Annotated in this window: 23 protein-coding genes; 7 read left to right on the top strand and 16 right to left on the bottom strand. The window is 63.2% G+C overall.

Translation table 11 applies throughout. The annotated features are described in order from the left end of the window. Positions 1-8: 8 nt before the first annotated feature. From NKH52_RS16985 to NKH52_RS16965, 5 genes are all read left to right on the top strand, one after another. Positions 9-1,439, top strand: coding sequence for a DHA2 family efflux MFS transporter permease subunit (locus NKH52_RS16985; RefSeq protein WP_352731491.1), 1,431 nt, complete (start codon positions 9-11; stop codon positions 1,437-1,439). 119 nt (positions 1,440-1,558) lie between these two features. Beyond that, entirely contained in the window at positions 1,559-1,963 is a 405-nt protein-coding gene (locus NKH52_RS16980) for a DUF3024 domain-containing protein (RefSeq protein ID WP_245490483.1), read from the top strand. Next, entirely contained in the window at positions 1,960-3,642 is a 1,683-nt protein-coding gene (locus NKH52_RS16975; protein WP_352731489.1) for an SWIM zinc finger family protein, read from the top strand. Before NKH52_RS16980 ends, NKH52_RS16975 begins: the two co-directional genes overlap by 4 nt. Before the next feature lies 1 nt (position 3,643). Continuing rightward, the gene (locus tag NKH52_RS16970) at positions 3,644-4,225 is read left to right on the top strand and encodes a hypothetical protein (protein WP_352731486.1); all 582 of its coding nucleotides are present in this window, start codon (positions 3,644-3,646) and stop codon (positions 4,223-4,225) included. Between the two features lie 244 nt (positions 4,226-4,469). Beyond that, a complete protein-coding gene (locus NKH52_RS16965; RefSeq protein WP_502908046.1) occupies positions 4,470-5,108 on the top strand; it encodes a GntR family transcriptional regulator in 639 nt (212 codons plus the stop codon). Positions 5,109-5,137: 29 nt separating this feature from the next. Here NKH52_RS16965 and NKH52_RS16960 read toward each other — a convergent pair whose 3' ends face one another. From NKH52_RS16960 to NKH52_RS16925, 8 genes are all read right to left on the bottom strand, one after another. After that, a complete protein-coding gene (locus NKH52_RS16960) occupies positions 5,138-5,593 on the bottom strand; it encodes a MaoC/PaaZ C-terminal domain-containing protein (protein ID WP_352731615.1) in 456 nt (151 codons plus the stop codon). After that, positions 5,590-6,666 (bottom strand): Gfo/Idh/MocA family protein, encoded by a 1,077-nt coding sequence (locus NKH52_RS16955; protein WP_352731484.1) that lies wholly within the window; start codon positions 6,664-6,666, stop codon positions 5,590-5,592. The genes NKH52_RS16960 and NKH52_RS16955 overlap by 4 nt, the downstream gene beginning before the upstream one ends. Continuing rightward, positions 6,659-6,988: an L-rhamnose mutarotase gene (locus NKH52_RS16950; RefSeq protein ID WP_352731482.1), complete on the bottom strand. Its 330-nt coding sequence runs from the start codon at positions 6,986-6,988 to the stop codon at positions 6,659-6,661. The genes NKH52_RS16955 and NKH52_RS16950 overlap by 8 nt, the downstream gene beginning before the upstream one ends. 9 nt (positions 6,989-6,997) lie before the next feature. Further along, a complete protein-coding gene (locus NKH52_RS16945) occupies positions 6,998-8,110 on the bottom strand; it encodes a mandelate racemase/muconate lactonizing enzyme family protein (protein ID WP_352731480.1) in 1,113 nt (370 codons plus the stop codon). A gap of 5 nt (positions 8,111-8,115) precedes the next feature. Continuing rightward, complete coding sequence (locus tag NKH52_RS16940) at positions 8,116-9,213, bottom strand: ABC transporter ATP-binding protein (RefSeq protein WP_352731478.1); 1,098 nt, start codon at positions 9,211-9,213, stop codon at positions 8,116-8,118. A gap of 4 nt (positions 9,214-9,217) precedes the next feature. Continuing rightward, a complete protein-coding gene (locus NKH52_RS16935; protein ID WP_352554903.1) occupies positions 9,218-10,084 on the bottom strand; it encodes a carbohydrate ABC transporter permease in 867 nt (288 codons plus the stop codon). 2 nt (positions 10,085-10,086) lie between these two features. Continuing rightward, positions 10,087-10,983 carry a carbohydrate ABC transporter permease gene (locus tag NKH52_RS16930; RefSeq protein WP_352554902.1) on the bottom strand — a complete coding sequence of 299 codons (897 nt, stop codon included), beginning with the start codon at positions 10,981-10,983 and terminating at the stop codon, positions 10,087-10,089. A gap of 133 nt (positions 10,984-11,116) precedes the next feature. Further along, entirely contained in the window at positions 11,117-12,436 is a 1,320-nt protein-coding gene (locus NKH52_RS16925; protein ID WP_352731476.1) for an ABC transporter substrate-binding protein, read from the bottom strand. Between the two features lie 169 nt (positions 12,437-12,605). Here NKH52_RS16925 and NKH52_RS16920 point away from each other — a divergent pair, with 169 nt between their 5' ends. Continuing rightward, complete coding sequence (locus NKH52_RS16920) at positions 12,606-13,391, top strand: IclR family transcriptional regulator (RefSeq protein WP_352731474.1); 786 nt, start codon at positions 12,606-12,608, stop codon at positions 13,389-13,391. A 65-nt stretch (positions 13,392-13,456) separates the two neighbouring features. Beyond that, positions 13,457-14,296, top strand: a complete 840-nt coding sequence (locus NKH52_RS16915; protein WP_352731472.1) for an amidohydrolase family protein — start codon at positions 13,457-13,459, stop codon at positions 14,294-14,296. A 9-nt stretch (positions 14,297-14,305) separates the two neighbouring features. Here NKH52_RS16915 and NKH52_RS16910 read toward each other — a convergent pair whose 3' ends face one another. The 8 genes from NKH52_RS16910 to NKH52_RS16875 form a co-directional block, all read right to left on the bottom strand. Continuing rightward, positions 14,306-15,277 (bottom strand): ABC transporter permease, encoded by a 972-nt coding sequence (locus NKH52_RS16910; RefSeq protein WP_352731470.1) that lies wholly within the window; start codon positions 15,275-15,277, stop codon positions 14,306-14,308. 1 nt (position 15,278) lies between these two features. Continuing rightward, entirely contained in the window at positions 15,279-16,229 is a 951-nt protein-coding gene (locus NKH52_RS16905) for an ABC transporter permease (protein ID WP_352731468.1), read from the bottom strand. Further along, on the bottom strand, positions 16,226-16,984 hold the full coding sequence (locus tag NKH52_RS16900; RefSeq protein ID WP_352731467.1) for an ATP-binding cassette domain-containing protein: 759 nt from the start codon (positions 16,982-16,984) through the stop codon (positions 16,226-16,228). The genes NKH52_RS16905 and NKH52_RS16900 overlap by 4 nt, the downstream gene beginning before the upstream one ends. Beyond that, complete coding sequence (locus NKH52_RS16895; protein WP_127291252.1) at positions 16,977-17,714, bottom strand: ATP-binding cassette domain-containing protein; 738 nt, start codon at positions 17,712-17,714, stop codon at positions 16,977-16,979. Before NKH52_RS16895 ends, NKH52_RS16900 begins: the two co-directional genes overlap by 8 nt. 81 nt (positions 17,715-17,795) lie before the next feature. Further along, positions 17,796-18,983 (bottom strand): ABC transporter substrate-binding protein, encoded by a 1,188-nt coding sequence (locus NKH52_RS16890; RefSeq protein ID WP_352731464.1) that lies wholly within the window; start codon positions 18,981-18,983, stop codon positions 17,796-17,798. Positions 18,984-19,008: 25 nt separating this feature from the next. Then, complete coding sequence (locus NKH52_RS16885) at positions 19,009-20,154, bottom strand: extracellular solute-binding protein (protein WP_502908048.1); 1,146 nt, start codon at positions 20,152-20,154, stop codon at positions 19,009-19,011. A 20-nt stretch (positions 20,155-20,174) separates the two neighbouring features. Beyond that, a complete protein-coding gene (locus NKH52_RS16880) occupies positions 20,175-21,335 on the bottom strand; it encodes a CaiB/BaiF CoA transferase family protein (RefSeq protein ID WP_352731459.1) in 1,161 nt (386 codons plus the stop codon). A 1-nt stretch (position 21,336) separates the two neighbouring features. Beyond that, positions 21,337-21,888, bottom strand: coding sequence for a MaoC family dehydratase (locus NKH52_RS16875; RefSeq protein WP_352731456.1), 552 nt, complete (start codon positions 21,886-21,888; stop codon positions 21,337-21,339). Positions 21,889-22,073: the final 185 nt, after the last annotated feature.

Here is a 22,073-nt window from a genome sequence, read left to right as displayed (position 1 = left end):
CAATAGAATTGGAACAGCCTCAATTTGCCACCGAGCGCGACCCGAGGCTGAGACTGATTATCCCAATCATCGTCGCCATCGCCTTTCTGATGGAGCAACTCGATTCCACCATCATCACCACCGCGATCCCCGCCATCGCGCGCAGCCTCGACACGACGCCCGTCAGGCTGAACCTGGCGATCACCACCTACATCCTGACGCTGGCCGTATTCATTCCCGTCAGCGGCTGGTTCGCCGACAGGTTCGGTGCGCGAAAAGTGTTCGCGCTGGCGCTTTTCACCTTCACCCTCGGCTCGGCGCTGTGCGGCATGGCCAACAGTTTCGGCATGCTGCTGGCGATGCGCGCCCTGCAGGGGCTGGGCGGCGCCATGATGACGCCGGTCGGGCGGCTGATCCTGCTGCGCAGCTTCCCACGCAGCGGGCTGATCACCGCCATGACCTACACGACCTTGCCCGCCATCATGGGGCCTGTGATCGGGCCGCTGCTCGGCGGCCTGTTGACCACTTACGCGTCATGGCGCTGGATATTCTATGTCAACGTGCCATTCGGTTGCCTCGGCATTCTGGCGGCGCTGCGCTTCGTCGACGATTTCCGCGAGGAAGCGGTGCAACGCTTCGACTTTGCCGGGTTCCTGATGGTCGGATGCGGAGTCGCGCTGCTGCAGTTCGGACTGGAAAGCATCGGTAGGCCGATCATCTCCGTTTCGGCGACAGCGTTGGTGTTGGCCGCGGCGATCCTGCTGCTGCTCGCCTTCGGGCGCTATGCGCGCCGCGTCGTTGCACCGGCAGTCGATCTGACACTGTTTCGATTTCGCTCGTTCTGGGTCGGTACGCTCGCAGGCGGCCTGTGCCGCGTTGGCCTAAATGGCGTGCCTTTCCTGTTGCCGCTGATGCTGCAGGTCGGCTTTGGCATGAGCCCGGTCACCTCGGGCTCGCTGACATTCGTCGGCAGCTTCGGCGCCTTGCTCATCCGGCCGCTGCTGTCGCCGCTGTTGCGGCGCTTCGGTTTCAATGTCGTGCTGATCGGCAGCGCGGTGGTTGGTTCCGCCGCTGTCGGGGGCTTCGCCTTGATCGAAGCCGATACGCCGCACTGGATGATCGGCCTTTACGTCTTTGTCTTCGGGGTCATCCGGTCGGCGCAGTTCATGACCTCCAACACGCTTTCCTACGCCGACCTGCCGGCCGACAAGCTCAGCCGCGCCACCAGTCTCGGCGGCGTCCTGCAGCAACTCAGCGTTTCCCTGGGCGTTTCGATCGCCGCCATGGTGCTGGGCCTTGTCGCAGGAGAAACCCACATCGTGACAGCGGAACGCTTCCACCAGGTGTTCCTGCTGACCGCGGTCATCCCGCTGCTGTCCGTCCCCGGCTTCCTGTACCTGCGGGCCGAGGACGGCGTGCAGGTCAGCGGCCATGTTCGATCGGGTAATTCTCGCAAATGATGCCAGATGCATTCTGCGTTCAAAAAGGATTGCCTCGCCGGATCGGTCGATTATCATGAACGGCGATACCGTATGGCTGAGGGCAGCCCCACAGCGCTCTTGGCGGCGGATAGTGGGAAATGATCGCGCTGGCGAAACGGGAAAACGCGATGGTGTGGGTTAAGAAGCCTTCGGCTGACGAGAAGCTGGCCATGGCTGCCACTTGCGAGCGTTTCATCGCCGAGGTTCTGAAGCCTCGGTTCATCCACGGCCAGCCGAATCGGCTCGACCATCCGCTAGACATTTTCGGCAAGTGGCGAGGAAGCAAATACGGTTTCTCAGCGCGCTATCGTTCGGATGACGGTGAAGAATTCAACGCTCCCTTCGCCCGGCTCGATCATGTGGAGGAGCATCTCGCCGAGACCCGGTTCGACCTCATGTGGCACAGGCACACCGGAGCATGGGGGCGGCTGCATGCGACCGTTACGTTGGACGAGGCCCTGCGTCTCATCTCGGCTGACTCGAGGCTCCAGCCGCCACTATGAACCGCAAGAACAGCCGACCCCGTTTCGATGTCGATGCCCTGCGCGATCTTGTCGGCACCAAGGTGTACTCGCGCGGCGAGGCCTACTGGCGTGACGGGCTGGTGCAACTGCTGACCGTTGGGCCCAAGCGCGTGCTGGCGCAGGTTGCCGGCACGGAGGACTACCGTGTTGAACTGACGGGGCGTGGCGAGTCGGTCGACGGTTCGTGTTCCTGCCGCGCCTTCGGCGACTGGGGCTATTGCAAGCATTTGGTGGCGACGGCGCTGGCGGCAAACGCGATGGGCAGCGACACGGAAGCGCAAAGCATCGATGTGTTCACGCGTATACGCGAACATCTGGAAGGCAAGAACAAGGCGGCGCTTGTCGATATGATCATGGATGTCGTCGAGCGCGATCCTATCCTGTTGCGTAGGCTGGAAATGGCCACGCTGACCACGCAAGACGGCGACGAGGCGACCATCGAGGCGCGTCTCGGCAAGATGATCGATGGCGCAACCGCCACGAATGGCTTCATAGATTACCGCGAGGCGCCCGACTGGGCCCAAGGCGTGGACGAGGCGCTCGATGTGATCGCCTCGGTCTCGAGCAAGCATGCGGGCATCGTTATACGGCTCGCTATGCGAGCCATCGATCGGATCGAGGCTGCCATCGAGGACGTGGACGATTCCGATGGCCATTGCGCCCCACTTCTCGACCGGGCATGCGAAATTCACTGCAACGCTGTCTCGGAGGCGCCTTGCGAACCCTTGTCCCTGGCGCGTGACCTGTTCGCGCGCGAGATGAATGGTGGCTACGACACCTTCGGTGGCGCGGCTGAGCGCTATGGCGATATCCTCGGCGAGGAAGGATTGGCCGAATACCGTCGCCTGGCCAACGAAGCCTGGAATGAACTGCCCGCAACCGCCGGCAAGAATCGGATAGGTCACGGACTGTCCGGCGACCATTTCAGGCTGCAGGAAATCCTCGACTTCTTTGCTGAACGCGATGGCGACGTCGAGGCGCGCATCGCCCTTCGCGCCAAGCATCTGTCCTCACAGCAAGCCTATCTGCAAGTCGCCAAATTCTGCCTCTCGCACGGTCGCGCCGAAGAGGCTTTGCGCAGGGCCGAGGAGGGCCTGTGGGTGTTCGAGGACGACCGACCCGACGAGCGGCTCATTTTCTTTGCAGTCGACCTGCTGACCACGGCCGGTCGCGATGCGGACGCCGAAGCGCATCTGTGGCGCGCATTCGAGAAGGCACCGAGCTTCGGACTGTATCAACGGCTGTGCAAGACGGGCACGGCGGCGCGCGATGGAGTAATCGAGCGCCTCCAGTCCAGGCTGGCGCGCGAGAAGCCGTCCGCCTGGCATTATCCGGCCGATCTGCTCATCAGCATCTTGATTGAGGAGAAGCAGTTTGATCTGGCGTGGGCGAAGACGCGCGCACATGGCGCTTCCGAGGGGCTGAAGGAAAAGCTCGCGCAGGTCAGTGAAGCCACGCATCCGCGCGAGGCACTGAAGATCTATGCGGAACGCGTAAACCAACTGGCCCAGTTTGGCGGTAACGGCGCCTATGCAGAAGCGGCAACCCTGATCGGCCGTATGGCCGGTCTGCGCGGCGCGTCCGAACATGCCGCGTATCTGGCGGATGTGAAAGACCGCTTCGGCCGCAAGCGCAATTTCATGAAACTGTTGGCCTGACATGCGGCGCGCGGCGATTGATGAGCAAAATCGCTATATGCTGGAACGCCAGCGGCAGTTCCGCGCGGCGGCGGATGTCGTCACCGATGCTTGGACGCGTTTTCGAGAGGTGGGGGCGGTGGCCGTTATCGGCTCTGTCGCGAAGCCGCTTTGGAAAGAGGTACCGCGCTTCAGCGAATTCCGGCGCGCTCGGATCGAGGTCTGGCATGAATGTAGCGATCTCGACCTGGCGCTTTGGCTTGATTCGCAGGCTCGTCTAGGCGAACTGCGTCGCGCCGCCGCTCTTGCCCTGCGTGAGGCGTTTGTGAAGGGAACAGGGATCAGCGTTGCCGATCACCAGCTAGACGTTTTTCTGATCGAACCCGGCAGCGACAGATATCTGGGCCGGCTCTGCAAGTTTAGTCAGTGTCCGAAGGGAAAGCTCGACTGCCTGGTTCCCGGGTGTGGCGAGATCGCCTTCAACAAGTGCGTTGCCGACTTCACGCCGCATGCTGATCTGCTCGCCCCAGCTCAAGGCGCGATGCTCTACAAGCGTGGTGTCGGGCGGATGCGCTCCGCGCTTGACCTGCCGCAGACTGGCTGAAAGCCCGCAGGGCTGGGCGAGCCGCGCCTTCAGTGCTTCAGACGATCGTCTCATATGCGCGAATCGGGACGTTGCCTTGCGGAGGCGGGTGGCGTCTTGCGGAGGAAGTCTGCTTGGCGCGGGCAGTGTGTATACGGGCATACCTATATCCGCATGGGTTTTTCAATTAGGCTCGATGCTGTGTGAAAACGGGGAGCATCGATTGCAAGGATTTGCGGAAAGCGTGATGCAGGGGCCGCGGACCGTGGCCGAACAGGTCGCCAATGTCCTGCGCGAAGCGATTGCCAGTGGAACCATCAAGGCGGGCACTCCGCTGCGCCAGGACGAATTGGCCGAGCAATTTGGCTTCAGCCGCATGCCAATTCGTGACGCCCTTCGGCAATTGGAAGCCGAAGGTATTGTTTCCATTCACCCCACAAAAGGCGCGCAGGTCGCCCGGATGGACGGCGCCGAGATCAGTGAAATCTATGCGCTGCGCGAACTGCTCGAAAGCGAGGCGCTCCGGCTTTCGGTACCCAGCCTCTCCGGCGCGAAGTTCGACGAGGCCGAACAGGTGCTCGATCAGATCGACGCGGAGCGCAATGTCGGCCGTTGGGGGGCATTGAACCGCGCCTTTCATCTGGCCCTCTACGATGCCTGTGGCAACCATCGATTGCTCGGCCTGATCGAGGCGCACCACAATGCCGCCGATCGCTACGTCCGCATCCTGCTGTCGAACCTGGACTATCGCAGCCGCTCGCAGACGGAGCATCGTGAGCTGCTGGCCGCCTGCCGGCGGCGCGACGGCGACAGGGCCATAAGTATTCTGCGGAAGCATCTTCGCGAGGGAAGCGAGACGCTGGTCAGCGCGATCAGGGAAGATGGCCTGTCGCGAAAATCCTGACGGCGTGGCTCATGGGCATGCGATGGGCTTCAGCCCTGCGCCGGCCTGCGTTCGACGATGTAGATGTGGTCGGCCGCCAGCACCACTTCGCCGCGCTGGTTGATCACCTCGCAGCGCTCGATCACCCGTCCCGACCCCGGCCTCTTCGGGTCGTCTTCCCTGGCCACAATTGTGGTTCGCGTGCGGATCGTGTCGCCGATGAACACCGGCTTGATGAAGCGCAACCGGTCGTAGCCATAGGAAAAGGCGACAGGGTTGATGACGGTTGCCGTCAGCCCGATGCCGACCGAGAACACCAGAGTGCCATGCGCAATGCGCTGGCCGAATGGCGTCGTCTTCATGAACTCGGCGTCCATGTGATGCGGGAAGAAATCGCCGGTGTGGCCGGCATGGACGATGAAGTCGGTCTCGGTGATGGTGCGGCCGCTGGTGAGGCGCGAAGAGCCGATCTCGTAGTCCTCGAAATACTGGACCTGTTCCATCAGGGCCTTTCCGCGATCGGCGTTGCCGGCGCCGCACTCGATTGATACGCCGCCTCGACCAGCGCCATCGTGCTCCACGCGTCTTCGACCGGGCTGATCAGCGCAGCATCTTCTCCGGTAGCAAAACGCTGGACATTGGCCATGCGGCCGACGATGGCGTCGGGAAACCACTCACCGGCCAAGGGCACTGCGATCCAGTCCGTCCCGCCCTTCGGATAGATCTCCAGAATATCCGGTTCGCCTGTGGGATAGTCGAGATTGAGGCCGAGCTTGAGATAGGCGGCGCCCTCGGTGCCGCAGATGCGGAACTCGCAGGCCTGGTGCCGGCGGCCGAATTTGTGGTCGTGATTGATCGACAGCGCGCAGCGCACGGTGTCGCCATAGTCGAGAATGGCGCTGGTGCGCGTCTGCGCCACCGCATGGTTGGGGTGGCCGAGCGTCTTGGCGTGCACACCCTTGGGATCGCCGAGCAATTGCCGGATCAGGTCGAGGTAATGAATCGAATGCATGGCGATCTCGACACGCGGCGCCTTGAGCAGGAACTCCCAAAGCTCCCACGGTGTCGCCAGCGCCAGCCAGGCGTCGAAGTCGACGATCTCGCCGAGCCAGCCCTTGGCGATGGCATCCTTGAGCGCCAGCATCATCGGCGCGAAGCGCAATTGGAAGTTCACCGCCGCATGGAGCTTCCTGGCGCGGCAGATCTCGAGGATCGCGGTCGCCTCGGCAAGGTTGCTGCCCATCGGCTTCTGGATCAGCGCCACGGCGCCGTCAGGCAAGGATTTCAGCACATCGGCATGACGCGAGGGCGGCGTCGCGAGGTCGAAGATCGCACCATCGACGGCGGCAGCTTCCTCGACCGAGCGAAAGGCTGTCACACCCCATTGGCTGGCCAGCTTTTCAGCCCTGGTATGGTCAGGATCATAGAGCCCAGCGACGGGAAAGCCGGCCTTCCGGTAGGCGGGGAAATGTGCGTCACCGACAATCGAGCCGGCGCCGAAGGTGACGATCGGCCGGGGCGTCGAAGGTTTGGGCCATGACTGGACGAGCAAGGCAGGGTCGAAGCCGCCTTCAGTCATGATGGAAGACCTCGTCCATCGCTGCCCACCATTCGCCCTCCTTGCGCGTCGCCAGGGGCTCCTGGCACGGCATGCAGACCGCCCACCATTCCTGCGTCTTCGGGTCTGCGGCCATCTTGGCCATGTCGGCTTCGTAGTCGGTGCCGTGGTACTCGAACGTGCTGAACAGCAAGTTCTCCGGTCGCTTCAGGTAGATCGAATAGTTCTTGATGTTGCAGGCCGAGATCATGGTCAACACGTCGGGCCAGACGGCGGCGTGGAGGCGGACATACTCCTCGACCTTTTCCGGCTTCACGCCGAGAATCATCCCCATCCGCTGCATGCCTGTCTCCTATTTCGTGATCGCCGTGGTGAATTCGGCGATGCTCATGGCCTTGACCGCGTCCCAGTCCCAATCGATGCCGATGCCCGGGTCGTCGGGCGCCAGCGCCTGGCCATCCTCGATGCGCATACGCTTGCCGGTCAATTGGTCGAGCTGCGGAATATACTCGATATATCGGCCGTTCTGAACAGCGCAGGTCAGGCTGACATGCAGTTCCATCAGGAAATGCGGGCAGACCGGAATGTCGAAGGCCTCCGCCGTGTGGGCGATCTTGAGCCAGGGCGTGATGCCGCCGATGCGGCCGACATCGACCTGCACAATCGAGCAGGCACCTTTCTGCATGTATTCGCGGAAATGGCGGATGGAGTAGAGCGACTCGCCGATCGCGATCGGCGTCGGCGTCGAGTTCGACAGCCGCACATGCCCGTCGATGTCGTCGGCCGGCAGCGGCTCCTCGATCCAGGCGAGGTCGAGCTCGCGCAGCCTTGCCGCGCGCCTTATCGCCTCGTCGATCGAAAAACCTTGATTGGCGTCGGTCATGATCTCATAGCCGTCGCCGACCGCCTTGCGCACCGCCGACAGGCGCGCAAGATCCTCCGAACCGTGTGGCCTGCCGATCTTCACCTTCGAGCCGCGAAAGCCCTTGGCCTTTGCGGCGAGCGCATCGTCGACCAGAGCCTGCGTCTCGATGTGCAGCCAGCCGCCTTCGGTCGTGTAGAGCGGGCAGCGGTCCTTGGCACCGCCGGCGAGCTTCCACAGCGGCAGGTTCTGTTTCTTGGCCCGCAGATCCCACAGCGCGGTATCGATCGCCGCAATCGCGATGGCGGTGATCGCGCCGATGGTCGTGGCATGCGTGGCGAATTCGAGATCGTGCCAGATTGCCTCGATCATGTCGGGGTCGCGGCCGATCAGGCGCGGCACCAGATGGTCGGACAACAGCCGCATCACCGACGAGCCGCCGGTGCCGATCGTATAGCTGTAGCCGGTGCCGACCGCACCGTCGGAATCGGTGATGGTGACGATAGGCGTTTCCTGGCTGACGAAGCTCTGGATGGCGTCGGTGCGCTTGACCTTGGGCACAAGGTCCACCATCCGAAGGTCGACTTTCTCAATTTTGGCCATGCCGATCAGCTCCGCAATGTCTTTCCGGTCTCGGTGGCAAACAGGTGCGCCTGCGACATGTCGAGGCTCATGGCGACCCGCTCGCCCGGCCGCAGTGGCCTCGGGTTCAGCATGCGCGACACCCAGTCCGTACCGTTGAATTCGACGAATACCAGCGTCTCGTTGCCGAGCGGTTCGGTCACCGTGATCGGCAGTTCGATCTGGTGTACGTCTGCCGCGCCACCGGAACTGATGCCATGGCCGGTTGGATAGATGTCGTCGGGCCGCAGCCCGAACACGATCTTGTCGCCGGTGGCGACATTGGTTTTGAACTGGCCGGGCAGCGGCAGCTTTTCGCCGCTGGCGAAAACCATCTGGCCGTCATCGATCGTCGCCTCATGCAGGTTCATCGGCGGCGAGCCGATGAAGCCGGCAACGAAGCGGGTTGCCGGCCGCCGGAAAACCTCGTCGGGCGTGTCGACCTGTTCGATATGGCCGTCGCGCATGATGACGATGCGATCGGCCAGCGTCATCGCTTCGACCTGGTCGTGGGTGACGTAGATCACCGTCGACTGCACCTTGGCATGCAGCTTCTTGATCTCGGTGCGCATCTGCGTGCGCAATTTGGCGTCGAGATTGGAAAGCGGCTCGTCGAACAGGAAGACGTCTGGATCGCGCACGATGGCGCGGCCCATGGCGACGCGCTGGCGCTGACCGCCGGACAGTTGTGAGGGGCGGCGATCGAGCAACGTGTCGAGGCCGAGGATGGCCGAGGCTTCGGCGACACGGCGGTCCATGTCTTCCTTGGCGGCACCGGCGATCTTCAGCGAGAAGCCGAGATTCTCGCGCACCGTCATGTGCGGATAGAGCGCATAGGACTGGAACACCATCGAGATGTTGCGCGAGCGCGGCGGCAGGTCGTTGACGACGCGCCCGCCGATCTCGATCGAGCCGGCACTGATCTCTTCCAGCCCGGCGATCATGCGCAGCGTCGTCGACTTGCCGCAGCCGGACGGGCCGACCAGCGCGATGAATTCGCGGTCGGCGATGTCGAGATCGATGCCGTGCACGATCCCGATGTTGCCGTAGCGCTTGGTCAGCTTGGTGAGGGTAACGGTTGCCATGGTATCAGCCTTTCACCGCGCCGGAGGTCAGGCCGCCGACAAGGTGTTTCTGGACGACGTAGGTGAGGGTGAGCGCCGGAATGATCATCACCACGGCCAGCGCGCACATGCCACGCCAATCGATGGTGAACTCGGCCGTGTAATCGAGCAGGCCGACCGGCAGCGTCTTGGCGCTCACCGAGCGGGTCAGCTGCGAGGCCAGCGCGAACTCGTTCCAGCAGGTCAGGAAGGCGAAGATGGCGGCCGAAGCGATGCCCGGTCCGGCAAGCGGGAACTCGACCTGCCAGAACGCCTGCCAGCGCGTGCAGCCATCGATCTGCGCCGCCTCCGCGAGGTCCTTGGGCACCTGGCGGAAGAAGCCGTCGATCAGCCAGATCGTGAACGGCACGTTGAGCGCGACATAGGCAAGGATCAGCCCGAAATGCGTGTCGATGATGCCAAGCCGCACATAGAGGAAGAACAGCGGTAGCGAGAGCGCAATGCCCGGCACGGTGCGCGTCAGCATCAGGCTGAGGAAGACGCTGGATTTGCCGCGGAAGCGGTAGCGCGCGAAGGCATAGCCGCCGGCCATGCCGATGGCCACCGCAATGACTGTCGAGGTCACCGAGATGATCAGCGAGTTGCGGAAATATTCGATGACAGGGATGCCGCCCTTGCCGATGCCTGAGAACATGGCGACATAAGCGTCGAACGAGATCTCCTGAGGGATCCACACCGGTGGCTTGGCCATGATCTCGACCGCCGGCCGCAGCGACGAGATGACGATCCACAGGCCCGGCAGGCAGATCGTCAGCATCGCCAGGAACAGGCCGATGCGATAGACGATGCCCAGCAGCCGGCGCTTCAGGCGGGCGGAAGAATTCTCGTCCATCTTCACCACTCCGCACCGATCTGCGTGCGCGCCGCGGCGAGCTTGTTGAAGAAGTAGACGGTGAAGGCAATCGACAGCAGGATCGAGAAATAGGCCATGGCGTTGGCCATGCCCATGCGCCCGTCGCTGTAGGCGGTGCGGACCACCAGGGTCCAAAGCAGTTCCGTGCGGCCCGCCGGTCCGCCATCGGTCATGATCTTGACGATGTCATAGGCGCGCGCCACGTCGAGCGAACGGATGGTCATGGCGATGTAGGCGAAGGGCATGACGAACGGCCACGTCACATAGCGGAATGTCTGCCACGGCGTGCAGCCGTCGACCCGCGCCGCCTCGATCGGCTCCTTGGGCATGGCGAGCAGGCCGGCGAGGATCAGGATGGCGAAGATCGCCGTCGACGACCAGATCTCGGCGATCGAGATGGCGATGAAGGCGAGATGGCCCTCGATCAGCCACGGTATGGCGTCCCTGGTGATGCCGAGCGACTGCAAGGCATTGTTCACCAGGCCGATATTGTCGTTAAACATAAACTTGAACTGGAAGCCGACGAGGATCGGCGAAAACATCATCGGAAACATCATCAGCGTGCGCAGGATGCGCTGGCCGCGTGTCGCTTTCTCGACCAGCATGGCAAGCCCAAGGCCAAGCAGCATTTCGAGATTGAGCGCGATGGTCAGCAGCAGCACCGTGCGACCGAACGCCCACCAGAAATCAGTGTTGGACAGGATCGAAAGATAGTTCCGAATGCCGATGAAGACGTAGAACGTTTCGGGCCGCGTCAGGCGGAACGGCGTGAAGCTGGAGTAAAGGGACAACAGCAACGGCACAACGACCACCGCCGCCAGCACGATCATGGCCGGAAGCAGCAGCAGGAATGGCGCGGATGGCTTGAAGCCCTTCATCAGAATCCTTGAGGTGTTTGCATTTGGACGGCCGTGAGTGGGCCGGGGGCGATGGGTTAGCGTAAATCGCTGGCCGCGAAACACGATCGCCTCCCCCATTTCCGATGGGGGAGGCAGCCCTGGGAGCCCGTTTCTAGAGCTTGCCGGCGTCCTGGAGGATTTGCGTCGCCTTGGCGGCCGCATCGTCCAGTGCCTGCTTGGAGGTCTTGTCACCGAGGATCGCCGCCTGCAATTCGGGATAGACGGCGTTCGAGATCTCGATCCATTCAGGCGTCTGCGGCACGGCGAAGGCGTGCTTGGCCTCTTCCTGGAAGGCGGTAAGAACCTCCTTCTTGTAAGGATCGTTTTCGGCCTGCTTCAGGTCCCAGTCCCACACGGCCGTGCGGGTCGGCAGCGGGCCTGCGGCGGCCTCGAGCTTCTGGCTGTCCTCGTTGGTCAGCCACCACACCAGGGAAGCGGCGGCCTCCTTGTTGGGGCAGTTCTCGGTCACCGAGAAGCCGTGGAAACCGGACCAGCCGGTGCGCTTGCCGGACGAACCCTTCGGCGCGACTTTCACGCCGACATTGCCGGCGACCTTTGACGACTTCGGATCGTTGAAGAAGCCAGCCCAACCCGGCCAGTCAAGGTTGATTGCGACGGTGCCGGACGCAAAGCCCTGGCCGAGATCGTCCCAGAGATAGTTGGTGGTTCCGGCCGGCACGGCCTTGGCCTTATAGAGGTTGACGAACCAGTCGAGCGCCCTGATGCCGGCCTCGGAGTTGAAGACCGGCTTGCCGTCCCTGTCGAGATACTCGCCACCCTCGGCGACGACCATCTCATAGAAGCGGCCGTTGATCGCCTCTTCCTTGCCGGCGAACTGCGTGCCGTAGAAATTGGGTGGGTTGGCGAAGAATTCGGCCTGGTCAGTGACTTCCTTCCAGGTATCCGGCGGCACCAGATCATAGCCGTATTTCGCCTTGAACTTGGTCTTGTTGTCGGCGTTCTCGTACAGGCTCTTCTGGTAGTAGAGCGCCGAGACGTCGAACTGCGCGCGCGGCAGCATCTCCAGCTTGCCGTTAATGGTTGCCGACTTGATGGTCGACGGCACGAAGGCGTCGATCTCTTCCTTGGGCAGCAATTTGCTGAGGTCGGTGTAGAGGCCCGTATATTGCGGCGCGAACGACGAATGGTTCCAGCCGACGCACCAGTTGGTGCTGCCCGAGGCGATGTCGGACTTGAGCTCCTTGTCGATGTCGAAGCCGTTCTTCTTGGTCAGGATGTTGACCTTGGCGCCGGTCGCCTTCTCCCATTCGGGAATGCGCTCGTAGAGCTTTTCATATTGCTGGCCGCCGATCAGCTTCACGTCGACGGTCACGCCTTCGAACTTGCCGGGCAGGTCGCCGGCAAGGGCAGCGCCCGCACCTGACGCGAGCAACAATGCACCGGCGCACACGCCGGACAGCAGTCTGTTCATTGGTATCCTCCCTTGGTGCCGCCTCCGCGGCGACCGCAACTCGTCTGATGACAAGAAGTGCTACATTCATATACAAACAAAACATTCATAAACACGTCAAGGCGAAATTTGTTTCCGCCGCGCACGTTCCTGCGTATATGAAGGGTAAAATTCACTGGAGGATGAGCCCATGGACGACGGCGAAGACGAGCGCTATCGCGCGCCGGCGCTCGACAAGGGGCTCGATATCCTTGAACTGCTGGCGGGCGTCGACGGCGGCCTGACCCAGGCAGAAATCGCCAAGAAACTCGACCGCAGCCCTAACGAATTCTATCGCATGCTCGACCGGCTGGTGCGGCGCGGCTACGTCACGCGCCTCGACGGCGACCGCTATTCGCTGACGCTCAAGCTGTTTGGTCTGGCACAGTTGCACGCGCCGGTACGGCGGCTGGTCTCCTATGCGACGCCGCTGATGCGTGAGCTTGCCGAGACATCGCAGCAGGCTAACCAACTGGTTGTTTTTGATCGCGGTTCTGCCGTCGTCATCGGCCAGCAGGAAGCACCGAACTACTGGGGCATATCGATCCGGGTCGGCTCCCATATCAGTCTGTTCGACACCGGCTCGGGACATGTGCTGCTCGCCTTCCGCTCACCGGAAGAGCGCCAGATGATGATTTCCGAACACGTCCGCAGCACCGACAAGACGGCGCAATCGACCGAGTTCTTTTCCCGTCTCGACCAGATACGTGACCGCGGCTACGAGATGATGGCCTCGATGCAGACTGCCGGCGTCTTCAATCTCTCCGCGCCGGTGCGCAGTTCCGACGGCAAGGCGATCGCCGCATTGTCGATACCCTACATCACCGTGGTCAATGCGCCTTCCGCGCCCGACATAACCAGGACGATCGAGCTGCTGCTGGTCACGTGCGAAAAGCTGTCGCACCTTGCCGGGTCGGCGGTCGGCTCATCGGCATGAATTCTTATTTGAATGAAGAATTCCTCCGTGAGATGATTTGAAAACGCTCGGAGGAGGAGCCCGCCATGATCGTCGACACCCATCTGCATCTCATCGATCGCTCGACCTTGCGCTATCCCTGGCTCACCGGCGTGCCGGCGCTCAACCGCGATTTCTCTTATGAAGACTACGCGACGGAGGCGCAGCGTGTCGGCGTAGGGCGTGTGCTGCATATGGAGGTCGATGTCGATGCGGCCGACATCGAAGCCGAGACCGCTCGTGTGGAAGGACTGTCACGCCAGTCCGGCAGCATGCTGGCCGGGGTGATCGCGTCCTGCCGTCCTGAGGAAGGGGACTTCGCGGCCTATCTCGAACGGCAGCGTGCAAACCCGTTCGTAAAAGGCTTTCGCCGCGTCCTCCACGTCGTGCCCGACGAGCTCTCGGAAGGTGCGGTGTTTCGCGCCAGCATAAAGCGGCTTGGCGGCACCGGCCTGACCTTCGATCTCGTCGTGCTGCCGCACCAGATCCCCAGGGCGATCGTGCTTGCCGACCTGGCACCCGATGTGACGTTCGTCCTCGACCATTGCGGCGTCCCCGACATCAAAGGCAAGAGCGAACATCCATGGCGCGAGCATATGAGCGACATCGCCCGGCGCCCGAATGTCATGGCCAAAATCTCCGGTGTAGTCGCCTATGCCGACGCCGGCAGCTGGACGGTTGAGACGTTGCGGCCGTACGTCGAGCACACCATCAATTCATTCGGCTGGGACCGTGTCGTCTGGGGCAGCGACTGGCCGGTCTGCACGCTAGGCGGCGGCCTGTCGACCTGGGTGGCGGCGACCCATGCATTGCTCTCGGGCTGCAGCATCTCCGAGCGCGACAGGCTGTTGTCCGGCAATGCCCGCAAGCTGTGGCGGCTCGACTGACTGGTCCTTTCAGATGGTTGTCGAGACGTGCCGTTCGCGGCCATAGAGCGAAACCAGCAGCACGATGACGAAACCGAGCGCGGCCTGCACCGCTGCAGGCTGGAAGCCGAGGCCGATCAGCAGCGTGTTGATCTCGGTCAGCACCAGCACGCCGGCGATCGTGCCGAGATAGCTTCCCCGGCCACCGACAAGTGCTGCGCCTCCTACGACGACCGCCGCGATGGTCTGGAACAGATAAGGCTGGCCGACATCGCCATAGGCCGAACCGGTGAAGCCGAGCAGCAGCACCCCTGCCACGGCGGCGAAGAAAGCGCTTGCCGCATAGGTGATGACCCACATGCGAACCGGGTCAATCAGCGCCAGTGGCGCCGCGCCCGGATTGCTGCCCAGCGCGTAAAGCCGGCGGCCATAGGGCGTTCGCTCCAGCACCAGCACGACGAGTGCTGCCAGCACGACCAGGCTCGGCACCAGCCACGGCACCGGCAGCGGTCCGGCCGATCCGCCGATCGACACGAAGCTGGAAACCGCTTGCGGCGCGGAGCCCGACGGGAAGCCGGCTGTCCACAGCAGCACCAGCCCTTGCACGACCATGCCGATGCCGAGCGTGACGATGAGCGGCTGGATGTCGAGGCTGCGCGAGATCAGCCCGTTCAGCCCGCCGATGATGAGCGCCAGCGCACCGACGAGGCCGCAGACCAGGGCAAAATTCCAGCCGTCGCCATAGAGCTGCGCCGCCACGACATTGGCAAAGCCGATGACGAAAGGGATCGACAGATCGATCCCGCCCATGATGACGACCAGCGTCTGCCCGATCGAGGCCACGGCGAGCAGCGAGGCGAGCACCAGCATGGCGCGTATGGCAAACGGCGCGGAGTAGCCAGGAATGAGGATCGTGCCGGCGAGATGCAGAAGGGCGGCGACGCAGAAGGCGCCGACGACGCGCGCTTTGGTTGTCGCGAACAGGTTTTCGTGGAAAGACATATCAGCGCCCCCTCATGGCAAGGCGTTCCTGCAAAGCCGTCAGCATCACCGCCAGCACCAGGATGGCGCCGTAGGCGATCTGCAGCACGAAGGTCGAGACGTTGAACGTCGTCAGCACGCTTTGCAGCAGGAAGATGTCGATGGCGCCAATGGCTGCACCGGCGACGCCGCCACGGCCGCCGGCAAGGCTGACGCCGCCGAGCGCGACGGCGGCGATGGCGATCAGCGTGTAGGTCGGCCCGATATTGGGATCGGCCGAGCCGATCAGCGCGGTCAGCATCAGCCCGGCGCATCCGCCCAGGATGCCGGTCATGACGTAAGCGATGAAGCGCACGCGCGTGACATCGACGCCGGCGGTGTAGGCGGCCCGGTCGTCGCTGCCCACCGCCATCAACTGGTCGTAGTAAGGGGTGCGCTGCACCAGCCACCAGACAATGAACATCAACGCCAGCGGCAGCATCGACAGCGGGCCGGACAGTGCCTTGAGCCAGGCCGGCGCGGGGCCGATCGGTGCGGGCAGGATCGTCAGCGTCACACCAGTGAGGATCAGATAGGTGCCGAGCGTCGCGACGATCGGCTGGATGCGCACGATTGTCGCCAGGAAGCCGTTCGCAGCACCCACCAGCGCGCCGACAAGCAGCGCCGACGGCACAAGCACCAGGGGCGATGAGATGCCGGCGCCGAGGAACAGCACCTGGATCGCAAAAGCATTGACGAAGCCCATCAGTGGCCCGACCGAGATGTCGATGCCGCCACGCCCGGCGAGGATGACAGGCGTGGACGCAATGGCCGCACCGATCAAGGGCGCCGCCAATCCGACCAGCGCGCCCCAGGATCCAGGCTGGAACCGTCCGGGGCTGAGAATAAGATTAATCGCAAGCAGCACGACCAGCAGCACGACCGCGAAGCCGAAATTTCGCCCAAGGGGCAGGAAGCGCGCAACAGGGTTCATGCCGCACGTCCGAACATGGCTGATATCACGCCGTCGGTGGTGAGCGCGTCGCCGGTGATCTCGGCCGCGACTTCATTCTCACGGAACACCAGCACGCGCTGGCACAGGAGAAGAATCTCCTCGATTTCGCTGGACAGGATGACGAGCCCCATCCCGTCGGCCGCCAGCCCGCGAAACACGTCGTAGAGCACATGCCGCGTCGCCACGTCGACGCCACGCGTCGGATCGTTGAGGAGCAGGATCGCGGGCTCCAGCGCCAAGGCACGCGCCAACAGCACCTTCTGCTGGTTGCCGCCCGAAAGAGTGGTGATCGGCGCATCGGGCCGGGGTGCGGCGATCGAGAGTTTTTCGCGATAGAGGTCGTAGCGCGCCTTGCGCGCCGCCGGGCTGATCAGGCCGAGCTGTGTGTCGCGCGACAAGGTCGAAACGGCGAAATTGTCGAGCACCGACTGCGTCGGGAAAATGCCGTTGGCGCGTCGGTCGCGCGGCAGATAGGCGATGCCGCTGGCGACGGCCTTGCGAAACCCGGTGATCTTGCGGGACGCACCCGATGCACCGAGTTCGATCGAGCCGCCATGCGACGGTTCCAGGCCGGCAAGCATCTTGAGAAACAGCTCCTGGCCATGACCATCGAGGCCGGCAAGTCCGACGATCTCACCTGGAGCGATTGCCTGCGTGATCGGGCTGGCGCCAGGCGCGATGACGAGTTCGCGAACGGCAAGACCACCAAAATCGAGAGCAGTGCGATCAGCCATGGGCCAATTCCGCAGCGGTACGTGGCGCCATCGCCTTGAGAAGTTCCGCCGGCGTGGAAGCGCCGCGCTCTTCGGTGCGCACCACGCTGCCGCCCCGCAGGATCGAGATGCGATCCGAAAGCGACATCACCTCGTCCATGCGATGGGTGATGAACAGGATCAGGCAGCCTTCGCCGGCAAGCGCACGCATCAACGAAAACACCGATTCGCGATCGGCGAAGTCGAGCGCGGCGGTGACCTCGTCGAGGATCAGGATCTTTGGGTTGCGCACGATCGCGCGAGCAAGGACGACCAATTGCTGCGCGGCGAGCGGCAGCAGGCCGGCTGGTTTGTCGAGGGGGACGTCGGTGACCGCGAAGCGCTTCAGCGCAGCTTCCGCCCGGTCACGGCGCTCATGACGGGGAACGGCACGCCGGACCAGTCCGTCGAGGCCGAGCAGGATGTTGTCGGTGACGCTGCGATCCGGCGCGATCAGCACCTCCTGGAACACCGTGGCGAAGCCTTGCGCCTGGAAGGCCGATGGATTGGCGCCAGAAAATGGCTTGCCGTGCAGCAGGATCACGCCGCTGTCCGGCTGGACGATGCCGGACAGCAGCTTGACCATCGTGCTCTTGCCCGAACCGTTCTCGCCCAGGATCGTGTGGATGGTTCCCGCCCGAAACGCGATCGATGCGTCCGCGAGCGCGATCGTCTCGCCATAGCGTTTGGATATGGTTTTGATTTCAAGCATGTCGCATTTCGATGCTGGCAGGCCGGCTTCCCGAAGGAGCCGGCCTGTTGAGAGATTAGCAGGCGTCACTTTGCGCAGGTGTCACTTTGCACAGGCATCGGGCACCTTCGAATAATCCCAGCCCTTGGTCGGCGCCGGGTTCGAGAAATAGGCGTCGAGCCATTCCTCCGGCATCGGATCCGTAGGCGGGATCGGGAAGATCGACACGGCATCCGTCGTCATGCAGTCCTTGTACCAGGCGCCGAGATCGGCGGTGTGGACCGGCGGGATCGGGATCAGCAGTGTGTTCAGCTTCGGCTTCTGTCCGTCGAGCATGCGCTCGCCGACGCGGAACAGCGTCTGCGCGGTCCAGTGCGGCAGCACCGCATGGCCTTCGAAGCGGTACTTGTCGGGGTTAGCCTTCCAGTAGCCCAAAGCATCGCCGGTGATCGAGCCGGTGATCAATGGCGCCGGCCGGCCGGCTTCTGCGAAGGCCTCGGCGACGACGCGGCTTTCGCTGCCGGTCGTCCACACCGCATCGATCGGCGCCGGGTTGGTGGCGATCGCCTGCAGCACCACGGTCTTGGTGACGTTGGCCGTCCAGTTGCCGTTGACGTTGCGCGAAATCTTCAGCTTCGGGTTTTCGGCCAGCGCCTTGTCCGCGCCCTGGCGCTCCTGCACCACGATCGGGTGTCCGGCAATGCCTTCGACCAGGAGGATGCTGGCGCCGTCCGGCTGCGCCTTGCCGATCGCCGTCATCATGTCATAGCCCCAGCGCGCATAGTTGGAATCGACATTGATCGCGTTGGGGCTGGTCACCGAGCCGGCCGCGGTGATGAACGGAATGCCGGCTTTGGCGGCAGCGTCGATGGCATCATCGAGTGCCGTCGCCGAGCCCGGGATCGAGGTGATGATCGAGCACTTCTTGTCGATGAAGGCGCGGATCTGGTTGATCTGCTGGCTGGCGTCGTTGTTGGAATCAGACACCTCGAAGCTGGAGACGGTGCCGTCGGCGATCAGCCCGTCGACAAGGCGCTTCAACTCCTTGGTCACCGTGACCCGCCACGGATTGCCCTGGTAGGATTCCGAGTGGCACCACTTCCACGGTTTCGGCGGCGCGGTGAAATTGTCCCAGGCCGAAGGCAGCACCTTCTGGGGCGCGCCGTCATACTGCGCCTTGAGTTCGGTCGGCAGCCCGCCGATGACGCCTTGCACATCCTGGGCAAAGGCGGTCGTTGCAAGCGAGGTAAGCGCGGTTGCGGCCAGCAGGCCGCGGATCATTGCTGTCATCTTGTTCTCCTCCGTTCGGTTTCGTTCAGGCTCCTCCACCGGCAGCGCCGGACACCTGCACCAGGGGACTTTCCCGAAACAGGCGGTTGAGATCGGCAACGACCTGGGCGGCCTTGTGCCGGGATGTCATGCCGGAAAGGATGCGTTCGGACGCGGCCTGCTGGAACGCCATGTAGCCGTCATGGCGTGGCCGCACCCATGCGCCCTCCAGCGTCGCGCGCGTATCCCGATAGAAGTCGCCGGTCGCTTCATTGACGGCCTGATCTTCCCAGGCCGCTGCATGGCCGGGCTGGCCGCCGGCGGCGGCATAGGGGCCGCGCTGGACATCGCCGCTCGCGACCCAATAGGCAAAGTCGATCGCGGCATCCCTGGCTTTGGAAAAGGCTGAAACCGCTATGCCGGTGCCGCCGAGCGCCGAACCGACCGGGCCGCCGGAACCGATGACCGGAACATCGGCAAAGGCCAGCGGGTTCGCCCGAAAGCCAGCCGTCGCATAGGACACATAGCCATAGATCAGTGGCGCGCAGACGAACCTGGAACCGGCCTCCGCCATGCGCTCCGAGACGGCAATCGGATCCATCTCCAAGCAAGCCGGATCAACGAGCGCCGCAATCTCGCGCATTGCTTCAAACACTTCGCTACCGGCGTCAACATCGATCAGATCGTGGGATGGATCGGTGGTGCAAGGACGGCCGAGATTGCCTGCGAATGTGTAAAACACCATCAACACGTGAGGCGGCCGCAGCGGCAGCAGCACACGGCCTTGCCGGGCGAGATCGAGCACCTCGCTCCAGCGCGCCGGTGGCGCACCGATCGCATCCGGCCGCCATGCCTGGACCTGGGTTGCCGCATCGATCGGGAAAGCCCATTGCCGTCCTTGCCAGTTGTAGCTCGGATAGGACTGGCCGACGCTGCCCGAGGCAAGGGCTGTGCGCTCCGCCTCGCGGCCGGTGACATCCAGCGGCTCGAGACAACGCTCCGCGGTGATCTGGCCGACATGCGGATGGTCGATGACGATGAGATCATAGGCGCGCGCCAGTTCTTCGACCGGGAAGGATTCGAAGTCCTGCAGCGAGCGCTTGTCCCATTCGATGGCAGTACCGGTCTTCTGCTGCCACAGCGCCGAGCAGGCGATCATCGGATCGTAGCCACGCGGATGGCTCCAGGTCATGCCTCTGAGCTTGGGCACGCTCACAGGCCGAACTCCGCGCGGATGGCGGCACTGTGCTCGCCGATGCGTGGTGCTGCCCGGTCGACCTTGGCCCTGATGCCGTCGACCCGGAGCGGCGAACTCGTGGTGAGGATCGAGACATCATCCTCGCGCGTCACCGTCTGCAGCATATCGAGCGACTGGAACCCCTCGCTTGCCAGCATCTCGGGCCAGGTCAGCACTTTGGCGCACCAGATGTCGGCCGGCTCGAGGATATCAAGCCATTCGTCGATGGTTTTGGTGACGATCCGCTGCGCGACGATCGCCTTGATGTCGTCGCGCGCGGTGAACCAGGATGCGGGCTTGTCGCGATAGGGTGCGAGTTCGCCAAGCGACAGCAGATCGGCCAGTTTGGGGATCGGCGTCATGGCGATGGCGAGGTAACCGTCTTTCGCCGGATAGACGCCGTAAGGCGCCGACAGGTAGGCATGCGCGCTGCGGAAGCTGGAGCGCCTGGGCAGGCGGCGGCCGTCGTTGAGATGCGTGGTCAGCACCTCGAACTGGAAATCGACAAGCGCTTCCAGCAGGCTGGTTTCGATGTGGCTGCCCTGACCGGTGATGCCGCGCCGCACCAGTGCGGCCAGAATGCCCTGCGCACAGGCGGCACCAGCCAGCATGTCGCCGATGGCGAGGCCGAACGGCACCGGTCCCTGATCCTCGTCGCCGTTCAGCCACATCACGCCGGAACGCGCCTGCGCCAGGAGATCCTGGCCGGGCCGTTTGACCCATGGCCCATCCTCGCCGTAGCCGCTGATCGAGGCATAGACCAGCCGCGGATTGATCTTGCGGACCGCTTCATAGTCCAGGCCGAGCCGCTCGATGACGCCCGGCCGGAAATTCTGGATCAGCACGTCAGCCCTGGCCAGGAGGCCGCGCAACGCCTCGAGATCGGCCTCGTTCTTGAGGTCGATGGCCAGACTTTCCTTGGCCCGGTTGATGGCGTGGAAGATGGTGGAATCGCCGCCGATCTCGGTGTCGCTGAGATAGAGCCGGCGCGACAGGTCGCCGCCATCCGGACGCTCGATCTTGATCACGCGGGCGCCGAGATCGAGCAGCCTGAGCGAGCAATAGGGCCCGGACAGGAACTGGCTCATGTCGACGACGACGAGACCGGCGAGCGGCAATTTGGCTGCTGCCGGCATGCTATTTCTCCGTCTTGCCGACGAAGTCGGCCGGGTTGCGATACTTCACCGTCTGCAGGTGTTCGCAGTAGAGAACGAGTTCGCCTTCGCCCTTGAACACCTCATAGCTGGCGCGGATCAGCCCCATCTCCTTGTAGCGGGGTGTCTTGTCGAGGTTGGAGCGGATCGAATAGATCGTGTCGCCAATGAAGACGGGCTTTATGAAGCGGAGCCTGTCGTAGCCATAGGAAAAGGCGTTGATGCAATTGGTGGCGACCAACCCGAGGCCAGCCGAGAAGACAAAGGCGCCGGCGATCAACCGCTTGCCGAAAATACCTTCGCTCTCGGCAAACATCTGGTCCTGCACATAAGGGTGGATGTCGAGCACCAGCGTGTTGAACAAATGGCTGTCGCCTTCCGCCATGGTGCGCCGCAACGAGCGGATTTTCTGGCCGACCGGCCAGTCCTCATAAAACCAGTTTTCGGCGTTCCACACCGGCAGCGCGGCATGCTCTTCGGGCATGTTCTTGGGATGCGTCGAGGCGACGCCGACCGTGGGCGTGAAATCGTTCATGGCCAGGACCGCCAACCCTGCATGGGGCACGTCATAGCTGTCGAAAAACGCATCAAGGCGTCGAAATGCAAGACGTTTCCTCCCGTCAATCTTCTTTTGTAAATAGTATTTTCACATATGGGGTTGCGTTGCAAGCGTGAACGGGCGAAATTTTGGCTGCCCCCGCGCGTCCAAGCGCGGGGCAG

Origin of the sequence: Mesorhizobium sp. M1066 (assembly GCF_040318635.1) — a bacterium.
Lineage (GTDB): Bacteria > Pseudomonadota > Alphaproteobacteria > Rhizobiales > Rhizobiaceae > Mesorhizobium.
This window is presented reverse-complemented; position numbering and strand designations above follow the sequence as displayed.

Bases quoted from the DNA above. Each gene is read 5' to 3' on its own strand.
- NKH52_RS16980 (WP_245490483.1), top strand. From the start codon at position 1,559: ATGATCGCGCTGGCGAAACGGGAAAACGCGATGGTGTGGGTTAAGAAG.
- NKH52_RS16975 (WP_352731489.1), top strand. From the start codon at position 1,960: ATGAACCGCAAGAACAGCCGACCCCGTTTCGATGTCGATGCCCTGCGC.
- NKH52_RS16970 (WP_352731486.1), top strand. From the start codon at position 3,644: ATGCGGCGCGCGGCGATTGATGAGCAAAATCGCTATATGCTGGAACGC.
- NKH52_RS16955 (WP_352731484.1), bottom strand. From the start codon at position 6,666: ATGACTGAAGGCGGCTTCGACCCTGCCTTGCTCGTCCAGTCATGGCCC.
- NKH52_RS16950 (WP_352731482.1), bottom strand. From the start codon at position 6,988: ATGCAGCGGATGGGGATGATTCTCGGCGTGAAGCCGGAAAAGGTCGAG.
- NKH52_RS16945 (WP_352731480.1), bottom strand. From the start codon at position 8,110: ATGGCCAAAATTGAGAAAGTCGACCTTCGGATGGTGGACCTTGTGCCC.
- NKH52_RS16940 (WP_352731478.1), bottom strand. From the start codon at position 9,213: ATGGCAACCGTTACCCTCACCAAGCTGACCAAGCGCTACGGCAACATC.
- NKH52_RS16935 (WP_352554903.1), bottom strand. From the start codon at position 10,084: ATGGACGAGAATTCTTCCGCCCGCCTGAAGCGCCGGCTGCTGGGCATC.
- NKH52_RS16930 (WP_352554902.1), bottom strand. From the start codon at position 10,983: ATGAAGGGCTTCAAGCCATCCGCGCCATTCCTGCTGCTGCTTCCGGCC.
- NKH52_RS16925 (WP_352731476.1), bottom strand. From the start codon at position 12,436: ATGAACAGACTGCTGTCCGGCGTGTGCGCCGGTGCATTGTTGCTCGCG.
- NKH52_RS16920 (WP_352731474.1), top strand. From the start codon at position 12,606: ATGGACGACGGCGAAGACGAGCGCTATCGCGCGCCGGCGCTCGACAAG.
- NKH52_RS16915 (WP_352731472.1), top strand. From the start codon at position 13,457: ATGATCGTCGACACCCATCTGCATCTCATCGATCGCTCGACCTTGCGC.
- NKH52_RS16910 (WP_352731470.1), bottom strand. From the start codon at position 15,277: ATGTCTTTCCACGAAAACCTGTTCGCGACAACCAAAGCGCGCGTCGTC.
- NKH52_RS16905 (WP_352731468.1), bottom strand. From the start codon at position 16,229: ATGAACCCTGTTGCGCGCTTCCTGCCCCTTGGGCGAAATTTCGGCTTC.
- NKH52_RS16900 (WP_352731467.1), bottom strand. From the start codon at position 16,984: ATGGCTGATCGCACTGCTCTCGATTTTGGTGGTCTTGCCGTTCGCGAA.
- NKH52_RS16895 (WP_127291252.1), bottom strand. From the start codon at position 17,714: ATGCTTGAAATCAAAACCATATCCAAACGCTATGGCGAGACGATCGCG.
- NKH52_RS16890 (WP_352731464.1), bottom strand. From the start codon at position 18,983: ATGACAGCAATGATCCGCGGCCTGCTGGCCGCAACCGCGCTTACCTCG.
- NKH52_RS16885 (WP_502908048.1), bottom strand. From the start codon at position 20,154: ATGACCTGGAGCCATCCGCGTGGCTACGATCCGATGATCGCCTGCTCG.
- NKH52_RS16880 (WP_352731459.1), bottom strand. From the start codon at position 21,335: ATGCCGGCAGCAGCCAAATTGCCGCTCGCCGGTCTCGTCGTCGTCGAC.
- NKH52_RS16875 (WP_352731456.1), bottom strand. From the start codon at position 21,888: ATGAACGATTTCACGCCCACGGTCGGCGTCGCCTCGACGCATCCCAAG.